We start from the raw sequence: 14602 nt of genomic DNA on the forward strand, positions 1-14602 counted from the left end.
GAAGCAGTCAGGGCCGGGTAGTTTACTTGGGGATCTCGATGGTTACGTTAGCCAACTGCACATCGTCATGATCCACCCAGGCTCCACCGTGCCGGACGACCGTATCACCTCCCAGCGGCACCGAGATGTGCAGGGATCCCCCGAAAAGGGGAATGCTGATCGGCACTTGGGGACCACGGGTGACCATGGGGGGCTGAATCAGGGTTTTGCCAGTGCGCAGGGTAACAGTGTTCAGGCCCAGGCGCAGAGGTTGCAGCGGCAGGGGAATCTGTAGGTTATCTCCCCCCAGGTGAATCTGTTCGACTTCCACTCCGTTCAGGATGACCTGCATGGGAGACATGTTGGCACTGGGGATCCGGGATTGACCGGCCCGATAGGCGGCAGCTGTATCCAACCCAATCAGGGATCCAATCCGCAAAACCGGTGGGCGCGAAGGCAGGCGTTGCAAAGTGAAAGAGCGGGTCATCTCCACCCCTTGGGCAGGGCCCAAAAATTGCCCGGCGGCAGCCGATTCCGGCGAGTACTGGTTATCGCCCAGGCGGATGACATTCGCCTCCAGTACCAAAGTTGTGTTGGGATCCCAGCGCTCCAACTGCAGTTGCCAAGGCCGATCCCCGCTGGCTTGACCGTTGCCTGTACTTTGGGAATAGGGCAAGTAATTTTCCAGCCGCGCCACCAAAATTTCTTCTGCCGGCAGCGGCCCTGGCAGGCGAAACCGACCCTGGGCATCGGTGCGCACCGAAATACCCGCCCCCGGAATGGCCACCTCCGCCCCGGCCAAGGGCTGCCCTGTCAGCCGATCCACCACCTGTCCCGAATAGGCGGAATCCAACTGCACCTGTCCTGTGGGCACATCCGTTGCTGCCTGAATGCGCTGCTGCAACACTTGCCAGTCGGCTTCTGTGATCCGTCCATCCTGGTCGACATCGGCAGCTCGGATCTGGTCGTCGGTCAATCCCCGTTCTCCCCGCAAGTAGGCCCCCAACAGGTTGAGATCCTGCACCGTCAAACGGCCATCCCCATCCAGGTCGCCCGCCTGAAAGGGCTGCGCGTGGGCAAAAGACACGCCTATCCAACCCAGGCCCAGGGATCCCAGTAGCAAAAGAGAATGAGCCAAACAGGAGACCCTAAACATGGCAACTCTCCTGGGAGTTGTTCATGTTCTAACGTAATTCACCTCCTCGCAGCAGGGCTAACCGAGCCGGTGTAGAGTACTCTTGAGCGCAATTTTGCCGGTTCGCCTTTGGCTGCAGGAGCCGAAAACTTAATGGTAGGATAACCGTGGTGGCTTGCCTGTTCTATGGCTCGATACTCTTGCGTTACCCAGCTTGTGGGCTCAGCCGAGCAGCTCAGCGAGTCGATCCGCGCTGTTTTGGAGCGCTGCCAACTCAATATCCTCCACAACAGCCTTGATTATTGGGTGGCCGGCGAGCCTCCCGGAAAAAATCCCCACACCAAACTGGTGACGGTGGAAGTGTTTGTGGATCGCACCCGTCAGGCTGCCGACGGCTCTGTACAGGTGACCTGCATTGCCAAAAATGAAGAGCTGCCCCTCAGAAGCGTTAACCACTGCCAACAAACCTTTGACCGACTGAAGGCAGAGCTAGCCCAGTTGCAAAGTCAACTTCAGCTTGCTGCCCAACAAAAAGATGCCTTACGATAGCTAGGCTGAGTTTGCTTTGATCCCATGGCGCGTCGCTGCCAACTAACCAACAAGAAACGCAACAACGCTTTTGCCATCTCCCACTCCCACCGGCGCACCAAGCGCCTGCAGGAAGTCAATTTGCAGTGGAAGCGCATCTGGTGGGAAGAGGGTAAGCGGTTTGTTCGTCTGCGCCTTTCCACCAAAGCCTTGAAGACTCTCAAGGCCAAAGGGATAGGAGCCATGGCCCGGGAAGCCGGGATCGACCTCAGCCGGTTTTGAGCTTTCTCCTCAGCCCAGTTGTGTCTGACAGCTCCAACCTCACAGCAAGCCAAAAAGCTTACGCGACTTGGGCTGCAAACCCGCCAGCAAGGTGTTGAGGGTATCCCGTTGGGTAAGCTCGTTGGTGCCGCTGGCCCGCTCAATCAAGAGCTTGCGCATTTCGTCGGAGAGCTTGGCATCGGTAAAATCGGCTCCACTGAAGAGCGTGTTTTCAATCTGAGCGTCCCGTAGGTTGGCCCCCACCAAAATGGCTTGTTCTAGGTTGGCAAACTGAAGCTGGCAACTCACCAAGGCGGCCTGGGAGAGGTTGCAGCGAGATAGGTTGGCCTGGCGGAAGTCGGCGGCAAAAAAGTTCCCCTCCGCCAGATTAGCAGCCACCAAGCTGGCTTCGCGAAAGATGGAATGGCTGAAACGGCCCCCCTGAAAGCTGCTTTTGTCCAGTTTGGCGGCGGTAAAGTTGCTGTAGTCCCCCAGAGCCTGGCTAAAGCTGGATCCCCGTAGATCTGAGGCGGTAAAATTGGCCCGCTCTAGCTCAGCGCGGCGAAAGTTGCACAGACGTAGGTCGGCTTGCTGCAGGCTGATCGAGCGCAGGTTAGCCCGCGTCAAATTGGATTTGGGCATCTGAATGCGGTCGAACAGGCCGCGCGAGAGGTAGGCATTCTCCAGGTTGGCACCCACCAGGGAGCGCCCCTCACGCAAGGCTTCCAGCAAGTCCCGCGTGGTTTCAATGCGAACCGGCTCTGAGGGTTGAGAAGGGGGAGCACTCACAGATGGAGCATTCCTCACAGGTTAGGCCAGAAACCCGGCCAACCCAGCCGTAAACTGGGGGCCAACAGGGATCCCACCTATCAAGCTAACGTTTGCGCCGCCTGCCGAGGTTAAGAGGATGTTAAAAAGACAACCCTGCATCGAGCTTTCCAGAGGGGGCCTTCTCTTGTGGAAACAGCCTACCGGGGGAGAGCCATCGGCTCCGATTTGTTGCATACTCGGGGCAGCCTTTCGTGAGTGAACCGCACCTCCCATGCAGGTAGCTTTCATTGTTGACCCGTTGCCCCAGTTGCAGGTGGGCCATGACACCAGCATTGCCCTGATGGAAGCCCTGCAGAAACGGGGGCACCGCATTTTCTGCCTGGGCCTGGCGGATCTCTACTGGGATCAAGGGGAAACGTGGGGATCCCTTGAGGAAATCCGGTTGGATCTGAAGGCGGATCCCTGGTATGAGGTCAAAGACCGGCAACTGCTGCCCCTGAGCCAAATGCAGGCGGTGTGGATGCGCAAGGATCCGCCGGTGGATACGGCCTATCTCTATGCCACTTACCTTTTGGATCGTCTCTCCCCCAGCCGCACACTGGTGCTCAATCATCCTGCCGGGATCCGCTCGGCCAACGAAAAGCTCTATGCCCTGCAATTTCAAGAGTGGATCCCGCGCACCCGCGTCAGCAGCAACAAGCGTCTGCTGCGTCAGTTTGTTGAACAGGAAGGACAGGCGGTGCTCAAGCCTTTGGGTGGCAAAGGTGGGGAAGGGATCCTGAGGGTCAATGCCGGGGATCCAAACCTCAACTCGTTGATTGAAATGAGCACCCAATTTGGTCGGCTGCCTGTGATGGTGCAGGAGTATTTGCCACAGGCGGCGGCAGGAGACAAACGCATTTTGCTGCTGGAAGGAGAGCCTTTGGGCGCCGTCAATCGGATCCCTGGAGAGGGCGATTTTCGGGGCAATGTTGCTGCCGGCGGTCGAGTGGAAAAAACCAAGATTACCGAAAAAGAACGGGCTCTCTGCGGGGCTTTGGCACCGGTGCTCAGGCAGGAGAAGCTGTATTTTGTCGGGATTGATGTTATCGGGGAACGACTAACCGAAGTGAACGTGACCAGCCCAACAATGCTGCGAGAACTCTGTCAGTTGGAAGGAGTTGACCTGGCAGATCAAGTGGCTCAGTGGCTGGAAAAGAAGGTGCCCGTCAAGGGCTGAATGACTACCCACCAGGATGTTTCTGGGATCCGGCGCGTCTGTTGCCTGACGGGGTTCCCGTCTATTTAGGGAGTCTATAGAGATCAAATTATAGCTTGGAATGACCATAGTAGGTTGAGTTCAACTTTTTCCGGTCGGCAGATAGAAAATAAAAAGCCCCACAAGGGGGCTCTGCCGCGACCAGTCAGCGACTTATAAAACTCTAGAGCAATATAAAGAAAAGCTCCATGAATAGGCCGTATTGAACATCGCATTGAGCACAGTTTTTAGAATCTCAGAAAAAAGGCCAAATCCTCGGAGCTGTTATCTTTTTTTTAGATTTTCCGACCCGAGGCTAATCCCAGGCCCCTTCTGCTTTGCCGGAGCGGTCTTTAGAGTTGCTGCTCTTGCCCAGTGGGCTAGGAGTCTGCCGGTGGCCTTTCCCGACCCACCCAGCGCCAGATGGTGGGCAGCAGCACTGCCGCCAGTCCGCACTTCACCAAGTCTCCTGGAATAAAAGGGAAGACCCCCTTGTTGAGGACGGCCAAGATCGAGGTGGGCTCAACATTCTGGTTCAGCCACACCCCTAGCCAAGTGGCTCCTAGCAAAAAAATCAGAGCCGAGCAGGACAACATCGCCAGCGCCATCTTCCAGGGGTTGCGATCCACGCCCCAGCGCTCCACCAACCAACCCATCAGCCCTGCAGCCAGGGGAAAAGCCAACAGGTAGCCCCCCGTCGCCCCGGCCAAGTGGCCAAGCCCGGATCCGCCACCGCTGAAGAAGGGCAATCCCAGGATCCCTTCCAGCAGGTAGACCAGCAACGTGAGAAAGCCCAGCCGTGCCCCAAAGCCTGCCCCCACCAGCATTACCCCAAAGGTTTGTCCAGTGATGGGCACCGGTGTAAAAGGCAGAGGGATCCTCACCTGCGCCAGAGCTGCTACGAATAGGCTCCCTCCCACCACCAGCAGTAGATCGCGAATGCGAGAAGAACGGGGCAGAAAAGTCTGGGCCAAGGGTAGGTAACTCGCAGTCATAGAGCACCTGGAGTGTCGAGACATGAAGGTCAGTATAGGGGAATGCAAAGAAGAGGGCAAGTACACACTAACCCTTTCCTAAGGCATTCGCGCTTGGGCAAGCACAGCTTGGGGAATAACTCACAAACGCAGCAAAGCATCACTTGGAAGCAACAAAAAAAGGGCATTAAGCCCCTAAAAATAGCTTCCCCTTTCAGCAAATAGCTAGCCTTTGATACACAGAATTGGCTTTAAGCGCGCTACAAGTTTCGCAATCTTGGCTTGATCGGCAGCGCGCACCACTTTGTCGACGTTTTTGTAGGCCTGGGGCGCTTCTTCAGCTACCCCCCGCAAAGAGGGACTGCGCACGATGACGCCGCGCCGTCTCAGTTGTTCGATAATCTCCTGCCCTGTCCAGGCTTTGAGGGCCTGGTTGCGACTCATCGCCCTCCCAGCGCCGTGGCAGGCTGAGGAGAGGGAAAGGGCCTCCCCTTGCGCGGTGCCGACCAGAATGTAGGAAGCCGTGCCCATGGAGCCACCGATGATGACGGGCTGACCGATAGAGCGAAAAGCTTGAGGAAGCTCTGGGTGGCCAGGCCCAAAAGCGCGCGTTGCCCCTTTGCGGTGAACGAACAGGCGGCGCTTTTTCCCCTCTATCTCGTGGGTTTCCTCCTTACAGGTGTTGTGGGAGACGTCGTAAATAAGGTCGAGTTCAGCTTTGGGGAAAAGCTCAGCGAACACCTCTCGCACCCAGTAGGTGATGATCTGGCGGTTAGCCAAAGCGCAGTTGGTTGCCGCCCGCATTGCTCCCAGGTAGCTTTGCCCCACTTTGGACTTCAAGGGCGCACAGGCCAGCTCGCGATCAGGTAGCTCTATGCCGTGTTCTTTAGCCGCCTGTTGCATCTTCTTCAAGTACTCAGTGCCGATCTGGTGACCCAAGCCACGGGAGCCGCAGTGGATAGTAATCACCACTTCCCCCGACTTAAGGCCAAAGCCTTTGGCAATCTCGGGATCGTAGATCTCGTCAACAACTTGGACTTCGAGGTAGTGGTTACCCGAACCGAGGGTTCCCATCTCGCGCCGCTGGCGCTCACGGGCGTAGGCGGAGACTTCGCTCGGCATTGCTCCGCGCATGCGGCCATGTTCTTCGATGCGCTCCAGATCCTCTTTCTTGCCGTAGCCCTGAGCAACAGCCCATTCTGCTCCGCCTTCGAGCATAGCTTCCATCTCTTTGTCGCTCAAGGAGATCTTGCTGCGGCTGCCGAGCCCTACCGGTACGCTCGCGTACAGGGCATTGGCTAGGGGCTCTGCCATCTCCTCCACTTCCTCGCGCTTTAGCCCGGTTCGCAAGGTTCTCACGCCGCAGGAGATGTCAAATCCCACGCCGCCGGCGGAAATCACCCCCCCTGCTTCCGCATCAAAGGCCGCCACCCCACCGATGGGAAAGCCATAGCCCCAGTGGGCGTCTGGCATCACGTAGCAGGCTCCAACGATCCCTGGCAAGGTGGTCACGTTGCTGGCCTGCTCGGCCACTTTGTCGTCCATTTCCCGGATTAACTCCTCGTCGGCAAAGATCAAGACCGGGACACGCATTCTGCCTTTTGGAGGAATGCGCCAGACTGTCTCATCCACACGCTCAAGTTTCTTGATATCCATAGGTTGCCTCCCCTTACACGTCCACCACGCACTGGGCCACCCAAAGCTCACCCTCTCGGGCTACCTTGAGTTCCGTGTAAGTTGCCCCCTTAACTTCTACCGCCGGTCGGTGCTTGGCATGGTCAACTCTTTCCCCCCACAGGCTGGCCTTGAGATGCTCTTTTGCCAGGTGCACTTCGACTTTTCCAAAGAGCATGCCTCTGGCGGCCATCTCGTAGATCACTGCGTTCAGGAAATCCACCAACAACAGTTCCAGATCGCCTGCATTTCCTAGCTCGATCTCTAGGTGTTCTCTGGGAGCTACTTCATCCACGCTAGTGACCACCGCAGTCAGGGCCAAAGCTGCCTGGGCAAAGGCTTCCTCCGGCGTTGCCCCATAGCCGCGGACACCAATGTCAGCCATGTGTTCAAAGTGCTCCCATCTTGCCTGCACCACGGCAGTCCCCCTGCTCTCATTCTCAGGCCAAAGCCAGAGGCCACCTGGATAGATTAAGGTTTCTCTCTAGAAACTGGAAGAGGAAAGAAGGCGTAGCTCAAAGGTGAGGATGTTGGCAGCCAAAATCTCCAGGGCTCCTCCCTCAATGAGCTCGCGGGTGAGGCCGCTTCCAGATCCACTTTGCTGGAGTAACTCACGGCTGCGGCGCATGGTCTCTTGGCGCTGGGGATCGTCGACAACCACCTGCCGCTGGTTGGAGAGACTAAGGCGATAGTAGTTGGGCAGTTCGCCGCGGGTGGCATCAATGGCTAGATTGGTCTCTTCAGGAGCCACGCGAAAAGGGGCGCGGGCAGTGAGCAAAGCCACCTGGATATCCTGGTTTTGCCCGTCCAGACCTTGGAGCTCCGAAAGGTCAATCCGAAACCTAAGGGTGTCGCGGTCCCGGTTAACGCGCTCCACCCGCACTTGGTTAAAGCCAACGGCAAACTCTCGCTCCTGCTCACCAAAGCGCTGGATGGTAGCTTGCAAAACGGCCTCCTCGTTAAGAGGGGTAACCCGAATCAGGTAGTCCCAGTCGCGCACAAAGGTGTACTCGTTGGGCCCAACCCGGACATTGGGATCTACCAGGTTGGCGGTGGGGCCAGGGCTACCAGCTCGGCTAAGGGCCACCATGTACCAGTAGTTAGGGCTAATGGGCAGGCCCATGGTCATGCGCACTTCCAACAAAAGCCGTGCCCAACTAGCCCCAGCCGTGAGGGCCACAAGGGCTGCTGCTCCAAGGCCGCTCCACAGCCACCGCTGAGGACGCAAAAACCAAGCTATGCCTCCACTCCTCATCAAACAGTTCCTCTGGCCTCAAGGCTGAGGGCTCCTACCCCTGATCCTAGCCTCTTAGGACTTCCTCCTGCTATGCGAGCCTGGATCCCTATTCGATAGAGCCTATCCCTAGGGGTTAGCCAACTCTTGTGGCACTCCTGTCTCTTGAGTCCTTCCTTGCGCCTGGTTTTGCCGGCGTGCCTGGACAACTGCCACCGTAAGCAAATGGGAGAGCAAGCCCACTGGCCCGGCAAACAAGCACAAAATCAGAGAATGGGTTGTCCATACTCGCTTATCCCACCCTTCCAAAAAGATCCAGCGGCCCACAAACAAATCCATGACGATGTAGTGGACCCATCCCGTCGCCATAACGGCGGGTTGACTGAATAGGTTGGTTAGGCTGGTCAGAGACAGTTGAGGGTCGGAAAATTCCTTGAGAACATCCGCGTTGAACCCGGTGACCAAAAGATACAAATAAACCGCCGCCAAAATAGCGATGGGCAAAAGCGATTCCATCACCTTGCGGGTTACCTTCCAACCCGGCAGCAGAATCATCATTGCCCAAAAGGGCAAAGCAAACCAGTTGGCCCCGTTAAAGATCATCTCCAGCATGCTTGGAACCCCCAACGCTACCTGTCTATTATCGGCCCAATGCCCCCTGGGGATCCCTGCAGTGGTGGGTAGGAATGGATAGGAGCTATTCCTGACTTGCCCTGAAGTTTTTTCTGGAGCCAGAGGGATCCCGGCCTCTATTCCGGTTGGCGGAGCCTGGCAGTTGCAATAGAACTGACCGCACGGCCACTGTCGGTGGTGGCGGCAATGCGGGAAATGCGGGATCCGGTGTCGGTCATGGCCCAGAAGCTGCTGATGCTTTTGGCGGTAGAGGTGGGTTGAGCCGGGCCGATGGGGGATTCTACTGCCACAGAGTCTGGGGATTTCTCCTGAGAAGGGATCCACACCACAGGTTCCTCACCCCGTTGAGCTACTGCAACTTTTGGGGTGGGATGTTCTGGTGTGGGCTCAGGGGCTTCTTCTTTGCGGGCGGCCTCTGCAGCAGGGACATTCCGGGGAGAGGGCTGCTGAACCAGCCTCTTGTCAAGGGGTGGTCGTGGCGCGGCAGCGGGGGGTGCAGGGGGGGCTTGGCCGGCGATCTTTCCCCATAAGGCTTTGAGGAGTTGCCACATGGCTGGGTTGGCTACTGAGGGAGAGAGCAGTGAGGAATGGTGTTATCCTGCCATGCTCTGGCCTGAGAATCCATCCCCTCTGCCAGTCTTGATAGAGCAAAGTCATAACGAGTATGATTAAGTAGCTTGCTTAGGGAGAAAGTTCAACATGGCGCAGATTCGCGAGATTCCCCTTGCCCAAATTCGCCGCCCTTTGCCGCGGCAAACGGATCCGGATAAGGTGCAGGCGCTGATGGCTTCCATTGAAGCAGTCGGCCTACAGGAGCCCATTGAGGTTTTGGAAGTGGAAGGGGAGTATTATGGGTTCTCCGGCTGCCATCGCTACGAGGCATTTGTCCGCTTGGGCAAGGAGCGGATCCCCTGCCGGGTGCGAAAAGCGCCACGTGCTGTTTTGAGGCTACACCTGGCCTGAAAGGGATCCCTTCTGGCCCGGCTCCTCTTCGGCGGTGTAGCCCCGTTCGTAGGCAAAACGCACCAGTTGCGAGCGATTTTCCAAAGAAAGCTTGCTGAGGATGTTGGTCAGGTGAGTTTGCACAGTGCGCGGGCTGATGAACAGCTTCTCGCCGATTTGCTTGTTGGTGAAGCCGCGAATGACTTCCCGAAAGACCCGCTCCTCAGCAGGGGTCAGAGGCAATTCGGGTGGGGTGGGGCGGGGGTCCGCTTCCGGTTTTGGCTGGGACTGCTGTTGGATTAGCCGCAAAATTTCCGATTGGGTGCGGCGGGAGCGTTCAATCTGGGCCTCGATTTTGGCCACCAGTTCCAGGGGTTCAAAGGGCTTGATGATGTAGTCATCCGCCCCCCGCTCATAGCCCTGAACTCGGTCATCGATCTCTCCCCGCGAAGAGAGAAAAATGAAGGGGACGAGCTCGCCGCCGCGCTGTTGGCGCAGTTGTCGGCAAAACTCAAAGCCGTCCATTTCCGGCATCACCACATCTGAAACCACCACATCCGGCTGCTCTTGGGCAAACAGGCGCAACCCTTCTACACCCGAAGCGCCTGTAGAAACCCGATAGCCATGCTGAGTCAGGTGGCGGCTCAGCACCTTCAGGGAGAGGGGATCGTCATCTACGACCAGTACACGCTTCATGAGAACCCGAGGAGGCTGTTAGGGAAAAGGGTAAAGCGCTATTCACCTGTTATCTGTCGCTATTTTAGGGAGACGGACAGGATTCGTCATTTGGCTGGGGTGCCTTGACCCATAATAGTGGTTTCAAGGGTGGCCTGGTTGAAAGCTGAAGACTACGGTAGCTGTGAAATGAGGGACTGAACCTGGCCCTCTAAGCTCCCATTCCCGAGTACTGTTGCAAGCCTTTGCGCCACAACCAGCGGTTAGCCAGCCAGAGCAGGCCCGTCCAGGCCAGGCCCATGCCAAAGCCGCGCAGAATATCCACCGGGATCCCTGCCCAGAGGCTGGCGGGAAAATGCACCAGGTAGGGGAAGGGTGTCCAGGCCAAGACCTGGCGCACGGGTGGTGGGAACACCTCCAGAGGAGCGATCACCCCCGAGAAAAACAAGTACACCAAAAAATGGAATTGCTCCAAGGCCGTCACCCGTTCCACCCAAAAGGCCAGCAGCGCCAGGGTGTACTGCATGAGAAAGCGCAGGGCAAAAGCCAGGAGAATGGCCAGGGATCCCAGCCCCACCTGTGCCCAAGAGGGGATCCAAAAGGCACGGGGGTAGAGAACGAAGAAAAGGGCGATTAAAACCAGGGTAAAGGGGAGACGGGCCAAGCGCTCCATCAGGTGGCTGGCCACATGGTGCCAAGCGGGATCCAGAGGCTGCAACAGGCGAGGAGATAATTTGCCTTCGACCACCTCTCGCTCAAAGTCCCAGATGACCCAGACGATGGTGAACTGGCGCACCAGGAACACCGCCAGAAAGTAGCGGATGAACTCCAGAGCAGACAGCGAGAAGTCTCCTGAGCGGGCTGCCTCGCTCCACACCCCCATCATGATCAGGGGCAGGGATCCGGCCAACACCCACAGGATCAGCTCGGCCCGGTACTCCAGCATGTAGGCGTAGTAGGCGGAGAAGAGGGCACCCAACTTGCGAAAGAAGGCGTTCATGGAGATTCCGGTTGCGCAAGCGCTGCGGAGCAATACGAGACTGGCGGACGCAAAGTGGGCAACAAGCTGGCCAGGCTGACCACCGCTCCCACCACAACAATTGAAGGCGGTGCTACGGGCGAGGGCTGCCCAGCCAGAGTCTGCAGGCGGAGCAGATGAATCTCTTGCTCAGGGGTGGTGCCCCAGCGGATCAGGGCAACCGGGGTGTCGGGAGCTTTCCCTCCGGCCAACAATTCAGCGGCAATGTGGCTGAGGTTGTGCATGCCCATGTAGATCACCAGGGTTTCCACCGCCCCGGCCAAAGCCCGCCAATTGACCTGAGGGCGGTATTTCCCTGCCGCCTCATGTCCGGTAACAAAAGCAACTGAAGAGCTGAGGTCGCGATGGGTGAGAGGGATCCCGGCATAGGCGCTGGCGGCAATGCCCGCCGTAATTCCCGGCACCACCTCCACCGGGATCCCGGCCTGCACCAGAGCCAACATCTCCTCGCCGCCTCGCCCAAAGATGAAGGGATCCCCCCCTTTGAGCCGCACCACCACGGCTGCCGTCCGAGCTTTCTCCATCAGCAAGGCTGTGATCTGCTCCTGGGGCAAGGTGTGAGCGCCGCAGTGTTTGCCAGCATAGATCCGTTCTGCCGTCGGCGGGATCAGCTCCAGGATGGAGGATCCCACCAGAGCATCGTAGATGACCACATCCGCGTGGGCGAGTAGCGCCTTTCCCTTCACCGTCAGCAGCCCTGGATCCCCAGGCCCTGCCCCCACCAAATACACTTTGCCCATCTCAAGTCCTGGTCGCGTCATTGCTGTTGGAAATATCCATTTTGAGGGAACGGGAAAGATTCGGCTATTCCAGCGCCGGGCTAAAAGCCTGGAGTGTCTCCACAATGGCCTGCATCAGTTGAGGATCCCGCCAGAGGGGCGGCTCCACCTGGATTTGGAGCAGAGGCCATTCCCGCTGTAATCGCTGAGCCTGTTCTTGTAGGGCGCGCAGCAGACCGCCTGGAAAGAGAAAAAACGGCAGCACCCGTAGACGGCACTGGCTAAGGCGCAAGCAATGGATCACGACCGCTTCTAAGGTGGGGGACTGGGCAGCAAAAGCCACATGCAAGGGGATCTCGGGCAAGCGCCGTTGCACAGTTTGGATCCCTGCTTGGAGCTGGGCGGCAAACCCCGGCAGACGGCTGCCATGGCCAAGCACAATCCAGGCATCTGCCCGTTCGCCGGATTGCCTGAGCGTTGCAGAGCAAGAGGGCTGTGGAGCCAGAATGCGAGCCACCAACAGATCCAGGAGGGCCGGGTGCTGGCCAATGGGGGGTGTTAACCGGATGGGCAGGCGCGGCCAGCGAGCTTGAACCTGCTTCACCGCAGCCGGTAAATCCTCTTCCACATGGGATCCCCCCCCCATAAACAGCGACAGCAGCACCACTTGATCGGGAGATCGGCCTGCGCCCAGCCAAGCTGCCAGCCGTCCTTGAATCTGTTCGGCCAGGGTGAGAGGCTGACCTTCCAACTGGGCCAGCTCCACCGGCTGGGGAGCCAGCTGCTGCTGCACCCGGGCCAACAAATCTGCCAAAGCCTGCTGATAATCGGGATCCCGGCTGCCGTGACAGACCAAAAACACCAGGGGATTGGAGGACATGGCAGAGGTCAGGGATCCGAGCGGAAGGGTTCCATTTTGCTACTTTAGGGGATCCCGCCAACTTCTCGCGTAGGATCTGCGCGTATGATTTGAAGAGTACACACCCTCTTTCCCAGCTTCGTCAGCCCTTTCCCAGGTTTTCATGTCATTTGAGAATCGTTCCACCGCCCCTGAACTCTTAATCCATGTCTTGCGGGAGGGGTTGACCGAATCTATCCATCATTGCCAAGCTGTCGTGGCCGATAGCCGCGGGCGTTCTCTGGCCATGGCCGGCAACAGCACCACCCCTGTTTTTGCCCGTTCTGCCCTCAAACCTTTCCAAGCGCTGGCCATGCTCTCCACCGGCATCCGCGAGCGCTACCGCCTCACTGAGAAAGATATTGCCATCATGTGCGGATCCCATCAGGGCACCACGGCTCATGCGCGGCAGGTGTTCAGTATACTGTGGCGGGCCGATCTGTCCCCCGATTTGCTGGTCTGCCCCACCCCACCCGGCAAGCCCAGCCCCCTGTGCCACAACTGCTCCGGCAAACATGCTGGCATGCTCGTGGCCAGCCGCGCCCAAAACTGGACCTTGTCAGACTACGCCCAGCGGCAGCATCCGGTGCAAGCCCTGGTGCGGGCCAAGCTGGCGGATTTGCTGCAAATGCCCTCGGAAGAGTTTTTGTTTGCGCGGGATGACTGTGGGGTGCCCACCTACCAATTGCAACTGAACCACCTGGCTTCTCTATTCGCCCAACTGACCGCCGGCGAGCGGCCCGACTTGGAATCGGTAGCACGGGCCATGACCCATCACCCGGAGATGGTGGCCGGACAGGGGTGTTTCGACACGGAATTGATGCGGGCCACTCAAGGGGATCTGGTGAGCAAATCGGGTGCTGAAGGGATCCAGTGCATTGGCCGGGTGGGGGAAGGCATGGGCCTGGCCATCAAGGTTCAGGATGGAGCTGCACGGGCCAAATATGCTTTGGCTTTGCACCTGCTGCAGCGCATGGGCTGGATCCAGCCTGCCGCCGCCGAGATGCTGGGGGAGCGCTTCCTTCGCGTCGGCCCCTACACCCGCCTCGAGGTAGAAGGGGAGCTGCGCATGCCTTGAAGACTCAGCGCTGGAAGGGGTTTTGGTAAGGATTGGGGCCGGGGTTGGAGCTCTGGCCTTTGTTGCGGTACTTAGGATTGATGGTCAAGGTGCCGGATCCCAAACCCCGCTGCGCCAAGAACTCCAGGTTGCGGCGGCGCATGGTGGTGTCGTAGTCGTTCTTGACGCGATCTTCGAGGATGGCCACCTGCTGCAGCGCACTCAGCAAGATAGCAGCAGCTTGCTCGGAGGTGTAGCCATTCTGGGAGGCATAGCGCACGGCAAATTCATCGGCTGCAACTTGTGCTTTTTGCCCCTTTTCCGCTTTGCGCAACAGAAACACCGCCGAAGCGGCCAACCCGGCTGCTAGGCCAACACCGAGGTTGTCTCCCATCTGCAGCTCCACCAAAATGCCCATGCTGCCGGCCCCGATCAAGGCGGGATACAGCAACAACGCCGACCAGTTATCCCCCAAAGCCAGCTCTGTGGCCATCACCGCTTCTCGCAAGAAGTAGATCTTCTGCTGGTCAGGGCTCAGCTTCTGCCAACGGCTGAGGTCAATGGCAAAGCGAGAGTACTTTTGCCAGGGGAAGCGCCACAACGGCTGCACAACCCGAGACTGGTCAGGGGTGCCGATCTCGATCTGCACTTCAGGGCGGATCTCCACCGGGAGAAACTGGATCAGGCGGTCAAAGTCGGAAATGGTATACATGCTGGCACAGTGCGGCTAAGGGAGCGGCTGGAGAGGATTACCCATAGTAAAAGATTCTAGCCTTCCTTGCAGGCCAGCTCCAAGCAAGCTTTTTGCAATAGGGCTGGCGGCAGAGCATGCCTCTAACCCCCAAA

At 58.2% G+C, this 14602-nt stretch carries 18 protein-coding genes; 5 read left to right on the top strand and 13 right to left on the bottom strand.

Going from position 1 to position 14602, the window contains the following annotated elements:
- Positions 1–22: 22 nt before the first annotated feature.
- Positions 23–1135 carry a dockerin type I domain-containing protein gene (locus NW818_RS09870; protein WP_414424454.1) on the bottom strand — a complete coding sequence of 371 codons (1113 nt, stop codon included), beginning with the start codon at positions 1133–1135 and terminating at the stop codon, positions 23–25.
- A gap of 165 nt (positions 1136–1300) precedes the next feature.
- Here NW818_RS09870 and NW818_RS09875 point away from each other — a divergent pair, with 165 nt between their 5' ends.
- Positions 1301–1663, top strand: a complete 363-nt coding sequence (locus NW818_RS09875) for a hypothetical protein (protein WP_011432684.1) — start codon at positions 1301–1303, stop codon at positions 1661–1663.
- A 24-nt stretch (positions 1664–1687) separates the two neighbouring features.
- Positions 1688–1924: a 50S ribosomal protein L28 gene (gene rpmB, locus NW818_RS09880; RefSeq protein ID WP_414373986.1), complete on the top strand. Its 237-nt coding sequence runs from the start codon at positions 1688–1690 to the stop codon at positions 1922–1924.
- Positions 1925–1963: 39 nt separating this feature from the next.
- On the opposite strand, the gene NW818_RS09885 is transcribed toward rpmB, so the two are convergent.
- The gene (locus tag NW818_RS09885; RefSeq protein ID WP_414418249.1) at positions 1964–2692 is read right to left on the bottom strand and encodes a pentapeptide repeat-containing protein; all 729 of its coding nucleotides are present in this window, start codon (positions 2690–2692) and stop codon (positions 1964–1966) included.
- Between the two features lie 253 nt (positions 2693–2945).
- Between NW818_RS09885 and gshB the strand changes: the two genes are divergently transcribed.
- Entirely contained in the window at positions 2946–3893 is a 948-nt protein-coding gene (gshB, locus tag NW818_RS09890; RefSeq protein WP_414373984.1) for a glutathione synthase, read from the top strand.
- Between the two features lie 398 nt (positions 3894–4291).
- On the opposite strand, the gene NW818_RS09895 is transcribed toward gshB, so the two are convergent.
- From NW818_RS09895 to NW818_RS09920, 6 genes are all read right to left on the bottom strand, one after another.
- Complete coding sequence (locus NW818_RS09895; protein ID WP_414350403.1) at positions 4292–4906, bottom strand: biotin transporter BioY; 615 nt, start codon at positions 4904–4906, stop codon at positions 4292–4294.
- A 204-nt stretch (positions 4907–5110) separates the two neighbouring features.
- Positions 5111–6541, bottom strand: a complete 1431-nt coding sequence (locus NW818_RS09900) for an RtcB family protein (protein ID WP_414380626.1) — start codon at positions 6539–6541, stop codon at positions 5111–5113.
- A gap of 13 nt (positions 6542–6554) precedes the next feature.
- On the bottom strand, positions 6555–6977 hold the full coding sequence (locus NW818_RS09905) for an archease (RefSeq protein WP_414424455.1): 423 nt from the start codon (positions 6975–6977) through the stop codon (positions 6555–6557).
- A gap of 66 nt (positions 6978–7043) precedes the next feature.
- On the bottom strand, positions 7044–7814 hold the full coding sequence (locus NW818_RS09910) for a hypothetical protein (protein ID WP_414350398.1): 771 nt from the start codon (positions 7812–7814) through the stop codon (positions 7044–7046).
- A gap of 108 nt (positions 7815–7922) precedes the next feature.
- Positions 7923–8405 (bottom strand): ABA4-like family protein, encoded by a 483-nt coding sequence (locus NW818_RS09915; protein WP_414350396.1) that lies wholly within the window; start codon positions 8403–8405, stop codon positions 7923–7925.
- Between the two features lie 137 nt (positions 8406–8542).
- Positions 8543–8977, bottom strand: coding sequence for a hypothetical protein (locus NW818_RS09920; protein WP_414424456.1), 435 nt, complete (start codon positions 8975–8977; stop codon positions 8543–8545).
- Positions 8978–9125: 148 nt separating this feature from the next.
- Between NW818_RS09920 and NW818_RS09925 the strand changes: the two genes are divergently transcribed.
- Complete coding sequence (locus NW818_RS09925; protein WP_011432677.1) at positions 9126–9389, top strand: sulfiredoxin; 264 nt, start codon at positions 9126–9128, stop codon at positions 9387–9389.
- Here NW818_RS09925 and NW818_RS09930 read toward each other — a convergent pair.
- The 4 genes from NW818_RS09930 to NW818_RS09945 form a co-directional block, all read right to left on the bottom strand.
- A complete protein-coding gene (locus NW818_RS09930) occupies positions 9375–10064 on the bottom strand; it encodes a response regulator transcription factor (RefSeq protein WP_414421887.1) in 690 nt (229 codons plus the stop codon). The two genes, NW818_RS09925 and NW818_RS09930, sit on opposite strands and share 15 nt — an antisense overlap.
- Before the next feature lie 190 nt (positions 10065–10254).
- Entirely contained in the window at positions 10255–11043 is a 789-nt protein-coding gene (locus NW818_RS09935) for an ABC transporter permease (protein WP_414424457.1), read from the bottom strand.
- The gene (gene cobA / locus NW818_RS09940; protein ID WP_255344543.1) at positions 11040–11843 is read right to left on the bottom strand and encodes a uroporphyrinogen-III C-methyltransferase; all 804 of its coding nucleotides are present in this window, start codon (positions 11841–11843) and stop codon (positions 11040–11042) included. Before cobA ends, NW818_RS09935 begins: the two co-directional genes overlap by 4 nt.
- Before the next feature lie 43 nt (positions 11844–11886).
- Positions 11887–12681, bottom strand: a complete 795-nt coding sequence (locus NW818_RS09945; RefSeq protein WP_414424458.1) for a sirohydrochlorin chelatase — start codon at positions 12679–12681, stop codon at positions 11887–11889.
- 142 nt (positions 12682–12823) lie between these two features.
- On the opposite strand from NW818_RS09945, the gene NW818_RS09950 reads away from it, so the two are divergent.
- Positions 12824–13777, top strand: coding sequence for an asparaginase (locus tag NW818_RS09950; protein ID WP_414424459.1), 954 nt, complete (start codon positions 12824–12826; stop codon positions 13775–13777).
- A 4-nt stretch (positions 13778–13781) separates the two neighbouring features.
- Here the strand turns inward: NW818_RS09950 and NW818_RS09955 are convergent, their stop codons facing one another.
- Positions 13782–14468 carry a DUF3318 domain-containing protein gene (locus tag NW818_RS09955; RefSeq protein WP_414329157.1) on the bottom strand — a complete coding sequence of 229 codons (687 nt, stop codon included), beginning with the start codon at positions 14466–14468 and terminating at the stop codon, positions 13782–13784.
- Between the last annotated feature and the right edge of the window lie 134 nt (positions 14469–14602).

This window comes from Synechococcus sp. R6-5 (genome assembly GCF_047461775.1).
Lineage (GTDB): Bacteria > Cyanobacteriota > Cyanobacteriia > Thermostichales > Thermostichaceae > Thermostichus.